This is a genomic window from Flavobacterium kingsejongi (assembly GCF_003076475.1).
GTDB classification, from domain to species: Bacteria; Bacteroidota; Bacteroidia; order Flavobacteriales; family Flavobacteriaceae; genus Flavobacterium; species Flavobacterium kingsejongi.
On the sequence record NZ_CP020919.1, the window covers coordinates 777,764 to 792,545 of the forward strand.

The following is a 14,782-nucleotide window of genomic DNA, read 5'->3' on the forward strand; positions in this document are numbered from 1 at the left end:
ATAGTTTATCGTTGCAAATGTAATGTGTTAAAATCTATCTGCAAAGCTTAATGTTAAAAATTTATAATAAATATATCTTAAAATATAGCTTTTAGATCACTTTTAGGGATTGCCCCACTGCTGTAAATGCAGCTATAGCCTTATCCAGATGGGCTTTAGAGTGTGCCGCAGACAATTGTACTCTAATTCTTGCTTTATTTTTAGGAACCACAGGAAAGAAAAATCCGATTACGTAAATCCCCTTTTTTAACAGTTCATCGGCCATAATTTGAGACAGTTTTGCGTCATAAAGCATTACCGGCACTATCGCTGAATCACCGTCAATTATATCAAATCCGGCTTCTTTCATACCTTTTTTAAAGTAATTGGTATTCCACTCCAACTGATCCCGTAAACTGGTGTCTTTTTCCAGTAATTCAAAAACTTTGATCGAAGCTCCTACGATCGCTGGCGCAAGTGAGTTCGAAAAAAGATAAGGCCTGGAACGCTGACGCAACAGTTCTATAATTTCTTTCTTCGCTGTCGTATAGCCTCCCATCGCACCACCAAGGGCTTTCCCCAACGTTCCGGTAATGATATCAACTCTTCCCATTACTCCTTTGGCTTCCAGGGTACCTTTACCCGTTGCTCCAATAAAACCGGCAGCATGGCATTCATCGACCATTACCAAGGCATCATATTTATCTGCAAGGTCGCAAATCTTATCCAATGGTGCCACTACACCATCCATCGAAAACACACCATCCGTTACTATAATCTTAAAACGGTGACCGGCTTCATTGGCTTTAATCAGCTGTTGCTCCAGGTCTTCCATATTGCTGTTTTCATAACGGTATCGCGCTGCTTTACACAAACGCACTCCATCGATAATAGATGCATGATTCAGGCTATCTGAAATAATCGCATCTTCTTCTCCAAGCAAAGGCTCAAACACACCCCCATTGGCATCAAAAGCAGCGGCATATAAAATCGTATCTTCCGTACCGTAGAAATTCGCTATTTTTTGCTCTAATGTTTTATGAATATCCTGTGTACCACAAATGAAACGAACCGAAGACATTCCAAATCCGTGGGAATCCAACGCATCTTTTGCAGCCTGTACGACTTCCGGATGGGAGGATAATCCTAAATAATTATTAGCACAGAAATTCAAAACAGTCTCTCCAGTAGCAATTTTAATTTCCGCTCCCTGAGGTGACGTTATAATTCTTTCTTTTTTAAAAATACCATTGCTTTCAATGGATTCCAATTCTGACTGAAGGTGTTCCTTTATTTTTCCGTACATTATTTATAAGATTTTGGGCTTTACTCACAACCCTGGATTTTTTACAAATTTACTACTTTTACTTCTTCTCCTATATATACCAACGTTTTTTTAGTCACTTTATACCCCATTTTTTCAAGAGCATACTGATAACCATCCAATTGCGTTTTATATTTTGCATTATGAACTCCCGTTTTATAATCCAGCAAATACACTTCATTCGTTGGCCGCAAGATGATACGGTCCGGCTTAATGACATTGAACTCTTTTTGGATTATGGATTGTTCATTCCATACTTTGTTTTCCTCCAAAAAATAATCTTTTAGCTCAGGATGCTGCAGTATGGCATGTAATGTCTCATGCACAGTGGATTTCTGAGGATTGGTGATCAGGCCATTTTCAAGAGATTTTGCTATGGCCAACTCCACATCCGAAAATGTACTGATGTACGCCAGTATTTCGTGGATTACATTGCCATATTCAATTGCCTTTTGCTGGTGTGTTCCCCACATCAGGGCTTCTTTTTGCGCTATCTTTATTGCTTTAGGATCAAGAACATGGGCTACAAACGGTACTTTTTTAGCTTCCTGGATCCTTTCCCGTGCCGGCGATAGCTTTTCCGGATTTCCAAATTCATATTCATTGCTGTTTTCTTCATATTTCCCGGCCTGCTCCAGATAATGGATAAAAAAAGAAGACATGTTATTCGCTACTACTTCTCCTTTATTACTGATGTTTTTATTGGAGATAATATACAATTGCTCTTCCGCGCGGGTTAACGCCACATATAAAACATTGATATTATCCAGCAGGTCTTCCTGTTTTTTCTGATGATAAACCGTAGCCGCTTCTGCACCAAAACCTTCAACAGCACTACTGTTATCAATTAATATCTTAGGCAATTCTAAAACTTCTTCCTCATTGTCCAGCCATAATTTATCTTTGGGCTTTCGGGAATAATCCTCTTCTGCAAAAGGAAAAATAACCACCGGAAATTCCAATCCTTTGGACTTATGAATCGTCATAATCCGCACTGCATTTTTTTTATCCGGGGACGGAATACTGAATTTATGGCCGTTCTTCTCCCAATAGGTTAAAAAATCGGTAATCCCCGCCTGGTTCTTAATATCCCGTTCCAACACTAAATCCAAAAAGAATTGCACGTATGCATTATTCCCTTTTAGATTCAGGAATTTCGAAACGATAATCTCTACCGCCTCATAAAGCGATTTACGCCGTAAATTCTGAAAGGAAAGCGAAATATCAAAAGCCGCCAGCCACTCCTCGAATGCAGCTTCTTCTTTTTTTTCCATTCCCGTCGCAATGAAATCATGGATCTCCATCGCATCCTGCCCATTTTGCGCAATGAAATAAAGTAATTGCGCTTTGGCTTCCAGGTTATTATTGTTTTTTAAATAGTACAATACATTAAGGATAAAAATAACCTCTGTGGCATTACCAATCATCAGCGTTTCCGAAGACAATAGCGGAATTTCCTGTGCCGTGAGGTAATTAGCAATTGCAATACCCTGGTCTCTTTTGCGGGTCAGAATTACAATATCCTTATAATCGAACCCTTTTGCGATAACTTTTTGGATCGTATGTAAAGTTGCCAGAACGAAAAGCGCTGTTTTATCAGGAGTTTCTTCCTCATCAATAGCGGCCTCTACTGCAGGGATAAATGAAATGTTTACATAACCGCCTATTTTGGAATTCGAATTCTGATGGCTATGATTTTCATATAAGTCTTTATAATCCGGATGCTCAAACTCTTGGGAAAGCATCTTAAAAAAGGCATTATTAAAATCGATAACCTCGGAATAACTCCGGTAATTCTTATCCAGATGCGCTATTTTCTTATCCGGATTATTAAACGGATTATGATCTTTACTTAAATCGATAAACTGCTCTGCCTTACCACCTCTCCAGCGGTAAATGGATTGTTTGGGATCGCCAACAATCATTAGCGTCCCTTTCTCCCCACTGAGGTCTTCTCCGGAAAGTGCATTATCAATCAGCGGAATAAGGTTCTGCCACTGCATTTCTGAAGTATCCTGAAATTCATCAATAAAGAAATGTCGGTATTTTTCGCCCAATCGTTCATAAATAAAAGGCGCCGGCTGATTTTGAATCTCTCTATGGATGATCGCATTGAATTCCGAAATGGACAAAATATTTTGTTCCTTCTGTATTTTGGCGAGTTCCTGGCTCACCGTATTCAAAAGGGATAAAGGGGTAATGTTTTTAAGGAAAGCACTATAGTAATTTTTTTTCTCGTAATTCTTATACACCTTATCGAGTATCGCTATCATTTCAGGCAAAATACCTTCAATAACCACACGGTCTTTTGCCGTTTTATTGATTTTAATATCCTCAATCGCATGGTATTTTTTATGGGTGCTTTTGAGTTCATTATTCAGGATATAATTGAGATGATTGGGAAAATGCCCTGCAGAAAATGATTTGACGTCTATAGTATTGGCTTCAATCAACGCCAGAGCTTCCTGAGCACAACCCACACAATCCGATTCCAGCACTTTACACGCTTCCCGGATTTTAGTCCGGATCGCCACAAACTCCGCAATTGTCTTATCCTGCAAATGCACAATCTCGTTACGGTTATTCTCATTGAGCAACAATCGTCCGGTATCCAGTATTTCACGGGTAATGTCCCAACTCTTATCGTCATCTGTTTTCTCCATTGTAAAATCGATCAACAGCTTTGTAAGCGTCTCCTCTTCACCAGCCTGGGCAATAATGGCATCTACCGCTTCCATCAGCAGATTATCCGTTTCCAGCGAAACATCAAAAGTGATCGGCAATCCCAGGTCATGTGCAAAAGCCCGGATTACTTTATGGGTGAATTTATCAATGGTTGAAATATCAAACGAAGCATAATTGTGAATGATATTTTTAATAATCTGCTTTGATTTTGCCTGTATCTGCTGAGGCTGCATGCCGGTTTCTACCTCCAGCACCCGCATTAGCTCCAGTGTTTTGTCCGAAGGCTCCTCTTTGGTAAAATCAGATAAACTGCTTACAATCCTGCTTTTCATTTCTGCAACCGCCTTATTGGTAAAGGTAATGGCCAAAATATTCCTGTAAGCATCATTTTTAGAAGAGGTAAGCAGTATTTTTAGGTATTCTTTGACCAGCGTAAACGTTTTACCGGATCCGGCAGAAGCATCATATAACGAAAAAGAGGGTGTATGCATGAGTATACTTTTAAACAGGAGTTACTATTTTCCTAAAGTGCCACCACTATGGGCAGGCGGAAATAATCTATTATTTTACTGTAATACAAGCTTTACCAAAAGCATCATTTGTCAGTAAAATAAGAATATGCCTCAAAAATTACGACATTATTAATTTCGATAATACAATTATAACAAAATAGTATTTTCTATTCCAAAGTTAAATGTTTAAATTTGAATAAAATATTTATTAATCCCAATAAAATATATATCATGGCTTTTGAATTACCAAAACTACCTTATGCTTACGATGCATTGGAACCACACATTGATGCCAGAACGATGGAAATTCATCATACTAAGCATCATAACGCCTACACAACCAACTTAAATGCTGCGATTGCAGGTACTGAGTTAGATGGCCTGACGATTGAAAATATATTAATTAACCTTGATAAAAAAAACGCTGCCGTTCGTAATAATGGTGGTGGGTATTATAACCATAACTTATTTTGGAAAGTAATGTCTCCGAATGGTGGTGGACTTCCAAAAGGAGATCTTGCTGATGCTATCGAGCGTGATTTCGAATCTTTTGAAGAGTTTAAAGCTAAATTTTCAAAAGCCGGAGCAACACAATTCGGTTCAGGATGGGCTTGGCTTTGTGTTCACAAAGGTGGTAAACTTGAAGTTTGCGGTACACCAAACCAGGACAATCCATTAATGCCGGATGTAGGATGTGGTGGCACACCAATCTTAGGAATGGATGTATGGGAACATGCTTATTACCTGAATTATCAAAACAGACGACCGGATTATATCGAGGCTTTTTTCAGTGTAATTAACTGGGAAGAAGTAGCAAGAAGATATGCTTTGGAAAAATAAAATAGCACCAAAAATAAGAAAGCGTCCTTAGGGCGCTTTTTTTGTTTTATGGCATAAAAAAAAGGCGGAATTACTTCCACCTTTTTGCCCCAAATCTCCAAAAACTTAACCTACTAATGTTAATGGCGATACGAATGTACGCTGACATTTTATAATATCAAAATAAAACAGCAAATATCTCAAAGACAAGGCCTAAAAAAAATAAAAAACAAATTCGTTTATTTTTTTGAAAAATCTGAAAGCCCCTATTTTAAAGGCTTCAACTTCATTTTCACCAGCCAGCATAAAAAAAACTACAAATTCCTGAAAAACAGTTTAAAAACCGGGAAGTTGCTATTTCCTGGAATGGGTATAAAATAAAAAAGGTGGAATTGCTTCCACCTTTTTTGCCCCAAATCTTACCATAAACTTAACCTACTTAATATTAATGGTAGTACAAATATATGTCGTGTTATTCAGCCTTCAAAATAAATCTGATGAATTACCTAAAAAAACGATTAACTGCATTATTTAACAGTTATTTAATAAGCTCTCGCATCATTTCCTTCATAAAAATTAATAAAAGCACGGTTTACGACACGATTTCCACCCGGTGTCGGATAGTCTCCTGTGAAGTACCAATCCCCTAAATTCTTAGGACAGGCGATATGAAGATTGTCAACAGTTTGAAAAATTACTTTTACCTCGGCATTGATATCCGAAGAACTTAGCATTACTCCAATTTTATCCGAAATCTCCTGATCGGTGAAAGGCGCATAAAATTCTTTGACATAATTTACCACGTCTTTATCTTTATAATGCTCTTGTGCTTTACATTTCGCGTATACCTCTTCTACAATGGAATACAGCCCTCTTTCCTTCAGCAACTCTAAAGCTGCCTGAAAAGCAACCAAACCTTCCAGTTTAGCCATGTCAATACCATAGCAGTCCGGATACCTGATTTGTGGTGCCGAAGAAACGACCACAATCTTTTTAGGATTTAGTCGATCCATCATTTTAAGAATACTCTTTTTCAATGTAGTCCCGCGAACGATACTATCATCAATAATAACAAGATTATCCGTAGGCTGGATCACGCCATAGGTCACATCATAGACATGCGCAACCAAATCGTCACGGCTGCTATCTTCTGTAATAAACGTTCGTAATTTGGCATCTTTAATCGCTACCTTTTCCGTACGGATTTTTACCGATAGCAACTCCTGAAGCGTCTGGGCAGTCAGTGTATCTTTATTTTTAAGGATATAATTGTTCTTGCGTTGGTTCAGGAAATCCTGTGCCGCTTCAACAAGGCCATAGAACGACGTCTCTGCAGTATTAGGGATATAAGAAAAAACCGTATTATCCGTATCTTCATCAATGGCTTCCAGTACTGCCGGAAGGATCAGTCTTCCCAATTCCTTTCTTTCTTTATATATTTCCGCATCACTTCCACGGGAAAAGTAAATACGCTCAAAAGAACAAGCCTTCTTTGGTAGTGGCGCTAAAATTTCCTCATCGGATATTCTACCGTCTTTTTTTACAATCAAAGCATGTCCCGGTTCAATTTCTTTTACATCTTCAAATTTCACATTGAATACCGTTTGTATTACCGGTCTTTCGGATGCTACTACAACAATCTCATCATCCTGGTAATAATATGCCGGACGTATTCCCGCAGGGTCACGGAAGACAAAAGAATCTCCATGCCCTAAAAGTCCTGCCATAGCATAACCACCATCCCAGTTCTTCGCTGCTCTTCTCAATATTTTAGCAATATCCAGACGTTCTGCAATTACCGGAGACGCTTCTCTTTTCGAGTAGCCTTCATTTTTACATTTGAAATACAAATCATCCACTTCATCATCCAAGAAATGACCGATTTTTTCCATTACGGTAACCGTGTCTGCCATTTCTTTGGGGTGCTGCCCCACTTCAACAAGGCTATTGAAAAGTTCCGAAACATTCGTCATATTAAAATTCCCGGCAACAATCAGGTTTCGGTGCATCCAGTTATTCTGGCGCAGGAAGGGATGTACACTTTCAATACTGTTTTTACCAAATGTACCATACCGTACGTGCCCTAAAAACAATTCCCCGATATAAGGAATTTCCGCCTTTTGAAGGGCAACATTATCCGTATATTCAGGATGCAGTGCCATTTCTTCATTTATCCTGCCATTGATTTGCATAAAAATATCCTGGATCGGCTGAGACTGGTTCGAACGAACCCTGCTGATGTAACGCTCACCCGGCTCCATGTCCAGTTTTATACTGGCTAACCCAGCACCATCCTGTCCGCGATTATGCTGTTTCTCCATTAGAAGATACATCTTCTGTATTCCATAAAAAGCCGTACCGTATTTCTCCTTGTAGTATTCCAAGGGCTTTAACAGTCTTAAAAGGGCTATACCACACTCGTGTTTTAAAGCATCGCTCATTGTCTTGTTGTAGTTGTAGTGCCTGTTTTACCAGGCGGGTTTGTTTGTTGTTGTTATTGTATTGCTAATTTTTATTTTCCTTCTTCTACTTCCTGACTACACTCCATTGGGAATGTATTTTTAAAAGTAAAATCAAAAAAGCCCCGTTTCCGGGGCATTCGGGCAAAGCCCTTTATTCTTCTAATACGATATCAAATTGTGTCAGCGCTTTAAACTGTCTCAGTCTGCTCAACACATCCTGATTGGTAAGCCGCTCCATGCGCTGTGTCCCAAATTCTTCCACACAGAAAGAAGCCAGATTCGACCCATAGATGATCGCATTCTTCATATTTTTAAATGATATATTTTCGCTTTGTGTAATGTAGCCCGCAAATCCTCCCGCAAAGGTATCCCCTGCTCCGGTTGGGTCAAAAACTTCTTCTAACGGCAATGCCGGTGCAAAGAAGATTTCTTTATCGTGAAACAGTAAAGCACCATGCTCTCCTTTTTTAATCACTACAAATTTAGGCCCCATGGTTTGAATTTTTGCTGCTGCTTTTACCAGGGAATATTCTCCTGAAAGCTGGCGTGCTTCTTCATCGTTGATTGTAATGACATCAACCCGTTTTATCACATCCAGTAATTCCGGTAACGCACAGTCCATCCAGAAATTCATGGTATCCAATACAATCAGCTTTGGCTTTTGGGTCATCTGATCCAATACACTGCTTTGTACTAACGGGTGAAGGTTTCCTAAAAGAACCACATCCGACGTCGTAAACTCCTGAGGTACTTTAGGCTGAAAATCTGCCAACACATTTAATTGTGTATCCAGTGTATCTCTTGAGTTCAAATCATTATGGTAACGTCCACTCCAGAAAAAGGTTTTTCCGCCTTTTACTATTTCCAAGCCTGAAATATCAATATTTCGCTCCGTCAATAAATCGAGGTATTCTTGCGGAAAATCGTCTCCAACTACAGAAACAATTGCTGATTTTACATTAAAATGAGCAGCGGAAAGACCTATATAAGTAGCCGCTCCTCCTAATATTTTATCAGTTTTGCCAAACGGTGTTTCTATAGCGTCGAAAGCAACTGTTCCGACAATAAGCAATTTATTCATTTTTACAATTTGGAATTTAAGGTGCAAAGATACTTTATAAGTTACAAAGTTGCAAAACTTGGCTATCACAAAATTAAACTAATATACACAGTTGATTTACAGGTCAGTATCTTGTTATTTGGCTTCGGATTCATAATATGCATCTACCGAAAGTTGTTTCTGTGTAGCCGCCCTAACAGCCAGCTCATCACATCTTTCATTCTGCGGATGGTTATTATGCCCTTTTATCCATTTAAAATCAACTTTATGCATGCGGTAGATCACAAGGAAGCGTTTCCATAAATCGGGATTCTTTTTGCCGGTATATCCTTTTTTCTCCCAGCCAAACACCCAGCCTTTTACAACCGAATCAATCACATATTTGGAATCCGAAACGACAAGCACCCGCGTATTGGCCATTTTAAGCTTTTCGAGCCCCACAATAACCGCTAATAATTCCATTCTGTTATTGGTCGTAAGCCGAAAACCCTCAAAAAACTCTTTACGGTAAGCAGTACCTACCCATTCCATCACAACACCATAACCACCGGGTCCAGGATTTCCTTTTGCCGCTCCGTCAGTATATATATGTACCTGGTGATTTGTATTCATTTGATTCTATTCTGCTATATTATTACTGTTTTTGCAACACTTCTTCCACGACTATAGGGAAAAATTCCTGTTCCAGCCTGTGTATTTTTGCGGCTATTTCTTCGGCCTGGTCTTCGGGATGCAAAGCCACTTTATGCTGTGCAATGATATTTCCCTCATCATAATGCTCATTGACAAAATGCACCGATATTCCCGTTTCCGGGTCGCGATTTTCAGCCACTGCCCGATGCACATGCATCCCATACATTCCTTTTCCACCATATTTTGGAAGCAGGGCCGGATGGATATTTATTATTTTATTAGGGAAAGCGGCAATGATATCAGCCGGAATTTTGGCCAAAAAACCAGCCAAAACGACTAGGTCCGGTTGGTAATTTTTTAGTTTTTCCAACACTAATGGCGTCAAAAAGTCCTCTTTTGAGAACAGTTCTGAGGGTACATTTAGGCGTTCCGCACGCTCTAGAACACCAGCATTTTTTGCATTGCAAAACACCGCAACTACCCTTGCGGTGGCGCTTTTTGCGAAATAATTAATTATATTTTCAGCATTTGAGCCCGATCCGGAGGCAAAAACCACGATATTTTTCATCAATTTTTAAAATTTTATCATGCAAAAAAAAGAATAATAAACCATAAAATAAAGGTAATTGGGAGAGTTTCTGAAATTTATTTTTTATTTTAGTGTCACATTTTTCAGGTTATCCGTTGTTTTAAAATAAAGTTTTTTATTTTTGCCATCAATTAAAATTCTAAAATTAAAGATTATGTCAGACATTGCATCAAGAGTAAAAGCGATTATCGTAGACAAATTAGGTGTTGACGAAAACGAAGTTGTAACAGAAGCAAGCTTCACAAATGATTTGGGAGCTGATTCATTAGACACTGTTGAGCTTATCATGGAGTTTGAAAAAGAATTTGACATCCAGATTCCAGACGATCAGGCAGAGAACATTGCTACTGTTGGTCAAGCTATTTCTTACATCGAAGAAGCAAAAAAATAATAAATAATAGGCATCCATGTGTTCTTGCAGCACATGGATGTTATTATTTATTGCCATTATTCAGATTTACTGACTGGTAATCAGTCATTATGATATTTCACATATACCTGTGTTTCTTTAGATAATTTTTTAGATGAAGACGGCATGGGTTTATTTGTTTCAATTGAAAACTATAAAAATTCACGTATGACATTAAGGCGAGTTGTTGTAACAGGTTTAGGCGCGCTTACTCCTATTGGAAATAATATACAAGAGTACTGGAATGCCCTTATTAATGGCGTTAGCGGTGCTGCCCCAATCACTTATTTTGACACAACGCATTTCAAAACAAAATTTGCCTGTGAACTTAAGAATTTTGACGTTACAAATTTCATCGACAGAAAAGAAGCCCGTAAAATGGACCGTTATGCACAATACGCCATGGTTTCCTCTGAAGAAGCTGTAAAAGATGCTAATTTTAACTTAGATACCTTAGATAAAGACAGGGTTGGAGTTATTTGGGGATCCGGAATCGGAGGCCTTGAGACATTCCAGCAAGAAGTAATGGAATTTACAAAAGGAAACGGAGTTCCAAAATTCAATCCGTTCTTCATACCAAAAATGATTGCCGATATTGCTGGTGGTCATATTTCAATAAAATACGGGTTCAGAGGCCCGAACTTCACAACCGTTTCGGCTTGTGCTTCCTCTACCAATGCCCTGATTGATGCTTTCAATTACATACGCCTGAATCATGCAGACGTCATGGTTACTGGAGGATCTGAAGCAGCTGTTACGATTGCCGGAATGGGCGGTTTTAACGCTATGCATGCTCTATCCACCCGTAATGACGATCCAAAAACTGCATCACGGCCTATGGATAAAGACCGTGAAGGCTTTGTCCTTGGTGAAGGTGCCGGAGCACTGATCCTTGAAGAATACGAACATGCTATTGCACGTGGCGCTACGATATATTGTGAAATTGGCGGTGGCGGAATGTCCGCTGATGCCTATCACATTACGGCACCGCATCCGGAAGGATTTGGCGCTAAAAACGTAATGCTGAACTGCCTTAGAGATGCCGGATTACGTCCTGAGGACGTCGATGGTGTAAACATGCACGGAACATCAACACCATTAGGTGACATTGCAGAATCTAAAGCCATACAACACGTTTTTGGAGAGCATGCTTACAAACTAAACCTGAACTCGACAAAATCGATGACAGGCCACTTGTTGGGAGCTGCCGGAGCAATTGAAACGATAGCCTCTATCCTTTCTATGAAATACGGTATTGTACCGCCAACCATCAATCATTTTACAGATGATGAGAATATCGATTCCAAATTGAATTTCACATTTAACGTTGCCCAAAAAAGGGAGATGAACGTTGTAATGAGCAATACTTTTGGTTTTGGAGGCCACAATGCCTGCGTACTGGTTAAAAAATTAGATTTCTAATCCAGATGCACTTATTTAAAAAAATATTTTCAAAATCCCGTGCTCAAGAAGGCGGGATTTTTTTTGATACTATTCAGAAAATACTGGGCTTTACCCCGGATACTATCGACCATTACAAGAGGGCTTTCACCCACCGCTCCACCAACAAACTGGATGCTGCGGGCAATCCTTTGAATTATGAACGCCTGGAATTTTTAGGGGATGCTATGCTCAGCAGCGTCATTGCAGCACATCTTTTCAATCAGGTCCCTTCGGGAGATGAAGGATACCTTACCAAAATGCGTTCTAAAATTGTCAGCAGGGAACACCTGAATGAATTGGGCCGTGACCTGCACCTTATTGATCTCGTAGAAAGCAAAGTCCTGACACAGCACTTTGGCGAAAACATACATGGCAATTTATTCGAAGCGCTTGTGGGCGCTATCTACCTGGACAAAGGCTACATCTATTGTGAAAAATTCATCCACAACCGTGTGATCGCCCCTTATGTAGACATCCCAAAATTAGAAGGAAAAGTCATCAGCTATAAAAGCCTGCTTATCGAATGGTGCCAGAAAGAAAAACGGACTTTTCATTATGACGTTTTTGAAGACAACGGCATCGATGCACAGAAATTCTTTGGGGTAAAACTAAGCATTGACAACAAAATCATTGCAAAAGCACGAGCCACTTCCAAAAAGAAGGCCGAAGAAATAGCATCAAAAAGAGCCTATTTTGCTTTTCAGGAAAAAATTAACAATAAATAAAATAACTTTAACGAAAACTAAAACGTTTTCGTTGTAAAAATTACGTTAACTTCCATTTTCACCCGTTTTTTCTATTACATAAATCCCTATATTTACAGCTTATTTTTATTGAAATGGCAATTCATAAGCTGAATATTGATGATTTTGACGAAGTTGATTATGAGGTGATTGCCATCCATACCACTCTTGAAGATTTTCGTTTAGCCTACCTGACCAACCAGAAACTGGAACTCGTTTTACACAAAACAGAACAAGGGATACACACGAATACAACAGAAGGCGAAACCTGCTTTTCAAGCTTTGTATTTGAGGATAATAAGAAGCATATTACCTGGACATTGATCCAAAACAAATCTGCGATTACCCTCTCCGATAAAAAAAACAGTCAGAATCTTTTCGGTGATGCCTCTTTTGAGACTTCCCGTAAAGTATACCTGCTTCCTGAATTTAAAAAAGTAGATTACTTACTAAAGATAGAAAACGTTGATGCTACTTTTGATGTAGCAGAGATTACAAATGCGCTAAATTCAATCGACAGGATCACCACTGTCTACAACATAAATTTTGAACAGATAAAATCAAAAAACAATTTAATTTTTTAATTACAATGTCAACAAGAAAAAAGACTAAAATTGTAGCCACATTAGGCCCGGCCTGCAGCACCAGAGAAGTTATTAACGAGATGATCATTGCAGGTGTAAATGTGTTTAGAATTAATTTTTCCCATGCCGATTACACGGATGTAAAAGAAAAGATAGACATCATCAGAAGCCTGAATGATGAATTCGGATACAACACTTCCATATTAGCCGATTTACAAGGACCAAAATTACGTGTAGGCGTAATGAAAGAAGATATTATCGTCAACAAAGGTGACCTTATCACTTTCACTACTGCCGAGGACATTCCTGGTACCGCTGAACGTGTATACATGAACTACAAAGAATTTCCTAAGGATGTAAATCCGGGAGAAAGAGTATTGCTGGATGACGGTAAACTGATCTTTGAAGTGGTAGAAACCGACCGTGATACTGAAGTTTTAGCCAGAGTTGTACAAGGAGGCCCTTTGAAATCTAAAAAAGGCGTTAACCTTCCGAATACAAAAGTATCCCTTCCTGCACTGACACAAAAAGATATTAAAGATGCCCTTTTTGCTATTGAAAACCAGGTAGACTGGATTGCTCTTTCATTCGTAAGAACTGCAGAAGATTTAATGGAATTGCAAGATTTGATCGCAAAACATTCCAGCTATAAAATTCCAATTATTGCAAAAATCGAGAAACCGGAAGGTGTTGAGAATATCGACAAAATCGTTGCTTTCTGTGACGGCCTGATGGTAGCCCGTGGTGACCTTGGTGTTGAAGTTCCGGCACATGAGGTACCTTTGATCCAGAAAAAACTGGTAAACAGAGCTAAAACAGCCCGTATCCCGGTAATCATCGCTACACAAATGATGGAAACTATGATCACCAGCCTTACACCCACACGTGCAGAGGTAAATGACGTGGCCAACTCTGTAATGGACGGTGCTGATGCGGTTATGCTTTCCGGAGAAACTTCGGTAGGAAACTATCCAATCCAGGTTATTGAAAAAATGACCCAGATCATCGAAGCGGTGGAAGATTCACCACTAATCCAGGTACCACAAAATACTCCACAGGTACGTACAAAAAGATTTATTACTAAATCAATTTGTTACCACGCTGCACAAATGGCCAATGTTATCAAAGCAAAAGCGATTTCAACATTGACAAACAGCGGTTATACAGCATTCCAAATTTCTGCCTGGAGACCACAAGCTCATATTCTTGTTTTTACATCCAACAAAAGAATTCTGACACAATTGGGATTATTATGGGGAGTAACTCCAATTTACTATGACGAATTCGTAAGTACCGATGATACCGTTGAACATGTAAACGATATTGCCAGAGAAAAAGGATACGTAGAAAAAGGAGACATGCTGGTCAACCTTGCTGCTATGCCAGTAGTAGAAAAAGGAATGGTAAATACCTTAAGGGTTTCTGAAATCACAGACTAATACCACCACAATACTAAAAAGTCCGCAAACTGTTTTTACAGAATTGCGGACTTTTTACTTATAGGCTATCCCTTTAATCAGATCCATCAGAGAAAAAGACA

General features: G+C 39.1%; 12 protein-coding genes. 6 read left to right on the forward strand and 6 right to left on the reverse strand.

Annotated features, from left to right (window positions below; genetic code table 11):
- Positions 1 to 91: 91 nt before the first annotated feature.
- Together kbl and FK004_RS03365 are read right to left on the reverse strand one after the other, a co-directional pair.
- Positions 92 to 1,285 carry a glycine C-acetyltransferase gene (gene kbl, locus FK004_RS03360; protein ID WP_108735979.1) on the reverse strand — a complete coding sequence of 398 codons (1,194 nt, stop codon included), beginning with the start codon at positions 1,283 to 1,285 and terminating at the stop codon, positions 92 to 94.
- 41 nt (positions 1,286 to 1,326) lie between these two features.
- On the reverse strand, positions 1,327 to 4,479 hold the full coding sequence (locus FK004_RS03365) for a UvrD-helicase domain-containing protein (protein WP_108735980.1): 3,153 nt from the start codon (positions 4,477 to 4,479) through the stop codon (positions 1,327 to 1,329).
- Between the two features lie 252 nt (positions 4,480 to 4,731).
- Here FK004_RS03365 and FK004_RS03370 point away from each other — a divergent pair, with 252 nt between their 5' ends.
- The gene (locus tag FK004_RS03370; protein ID WP_108735981.1) at positions 4,732 to 5,340 is read left to right on the forward strand and encodes a superoxide dismutase; all 609 of its coding nucleotides are present in this window, start codon (positions 4,732 to 4,734) and stop codon (positions 5,338 to 5,340) included.
- Positions 5,341 to 5,861: 521 nt separating this feature from the next.
- On the opposite strand, the gene FK004_RS03375 is transcribed toward FK004_RS03370, so the two are convergent.
- The 4 genes from FK004_RS03375 to purN form a co-directional block, all read right to left on the reverse strand.
- The gene (locus FK004_RS03375) at positions 5,862 to 7,760 is read right to left on the reverse strand and encodes an amidophosphoribosyltransferase (RefSeq protein WP_108735982.1); all 1,899 of its coding nucleotides are present in this window, start codon (positions 7,758 to 7,760) and stop codon (positions 5,862 to 5,864) included.
- A gap of 172 nt (positions 7,761 to 7,932) precedes the next feature.
- A complete protein-coding gene (locus tag FK004_RS03380; RefSeq protein ID WP_108735983.1) occupies positions 7,933 to 8,862 on the reverse strand; it encodes a PfkB family carbohydrate kinase in 930 nt (309 codons plus the stop codon).
- A 114-nt stretch (positions 8,863 to 8,976) separates the two neighbouring features.
- Positions 8,977 to 9,453: a ribonuclease HI gene (rnhA, locus tag FK004_RS03385; protein WP_108735984.1), complete on the reverse strand. Its 477-nt coding sequence runs from the start codon at positions 9,451 to 9,453 to the stop codon at positions 8,977 to 8,979.
- A 22-nt stretch (positions 9,454 to 9,475) separates the two neighbouring features.
- Positions 9,476 to 10,042: a phosphoribosylglycinamide formyltransferase gene (purN, locus tag FK004_RS03390; RefSeq protein ID WP_108735985.1), complete on the reverse strand. Its 567-nt coding sequence runs from the start codon at positions 10,040 to 10,042 to the stop codon at positions 9,476 to 9,478.
- Positions 10,043 to 10,217: 175 nt separating this feature from the next.
- Between purN and FK004_RS03395 the strand changes: the two genes are divergently transcribed.
- From FK004_RS03395 to pyk, 5 genes are all read left to right on the forward strand, one after another.
- Complete coding sequence (locus tag FK004_RS03395; protein WP_007137004.1) at positions 10,218 to 10,454, forward strand: acyl carrier protein; 237 nt, start codon at positions 10,218 to 10,220, stop codon at positions 10,452 to 10,454.
- Positions 10,455 to 10,640: 186 nt separating this feature from the next.
- Complete coding sequence (fabF, locus tag FK004_RS03400; RefSeq protein WP_108735986.1) at positions 10,641 to 11,894, forward strand: beta-ketoacyl-ACP synthase II; 1,254 nt, start codon at positions 10,641 to 10,643, stop codon at positions 11,892 to 11,894.
- 5 nt (positions 11,895 to 11,899) lie between these two features.
- The gene (rnc, locus tag FK004_RS03405) at positions 11,900 to 12,640 is read left to right on the forward strand and encodes a ribonuclease III (protein WP_108735987.1); all 741 of its coding nucleotides are present in this window, start codon (positions 11,900 to 11,902) and stop codon (positions 12,638 to 12,640) included.
- Positions 12,641 to 12,753: 113 nt separating this feature from the next.
- Positions 12,754 to 13,242 (forward strand): IPExxxVDY family protein, encoded by a 489-nt coding sequence (locus FK004_RS03410; protein ID WP_108735988.1) that lies wholly within the window; start codon positions 12,754 to 12,756, stop codon positions 13,240 to 13,242.
- A 5-nt stretch (positions 13,243 to 13,247) separates the two neighbouring features.
- Entirely contained in the window at positions 13,248 to 14,681 is a 1,434-nt protein-coding gene (pyk, locus tag FK004_RS03415; RefSeq protein WP_108735989.1) for a pyruvate kinase, read from the forward strand.
- Positions 14,682 to 14,782 lie beyond the last annotated feature (101 nt).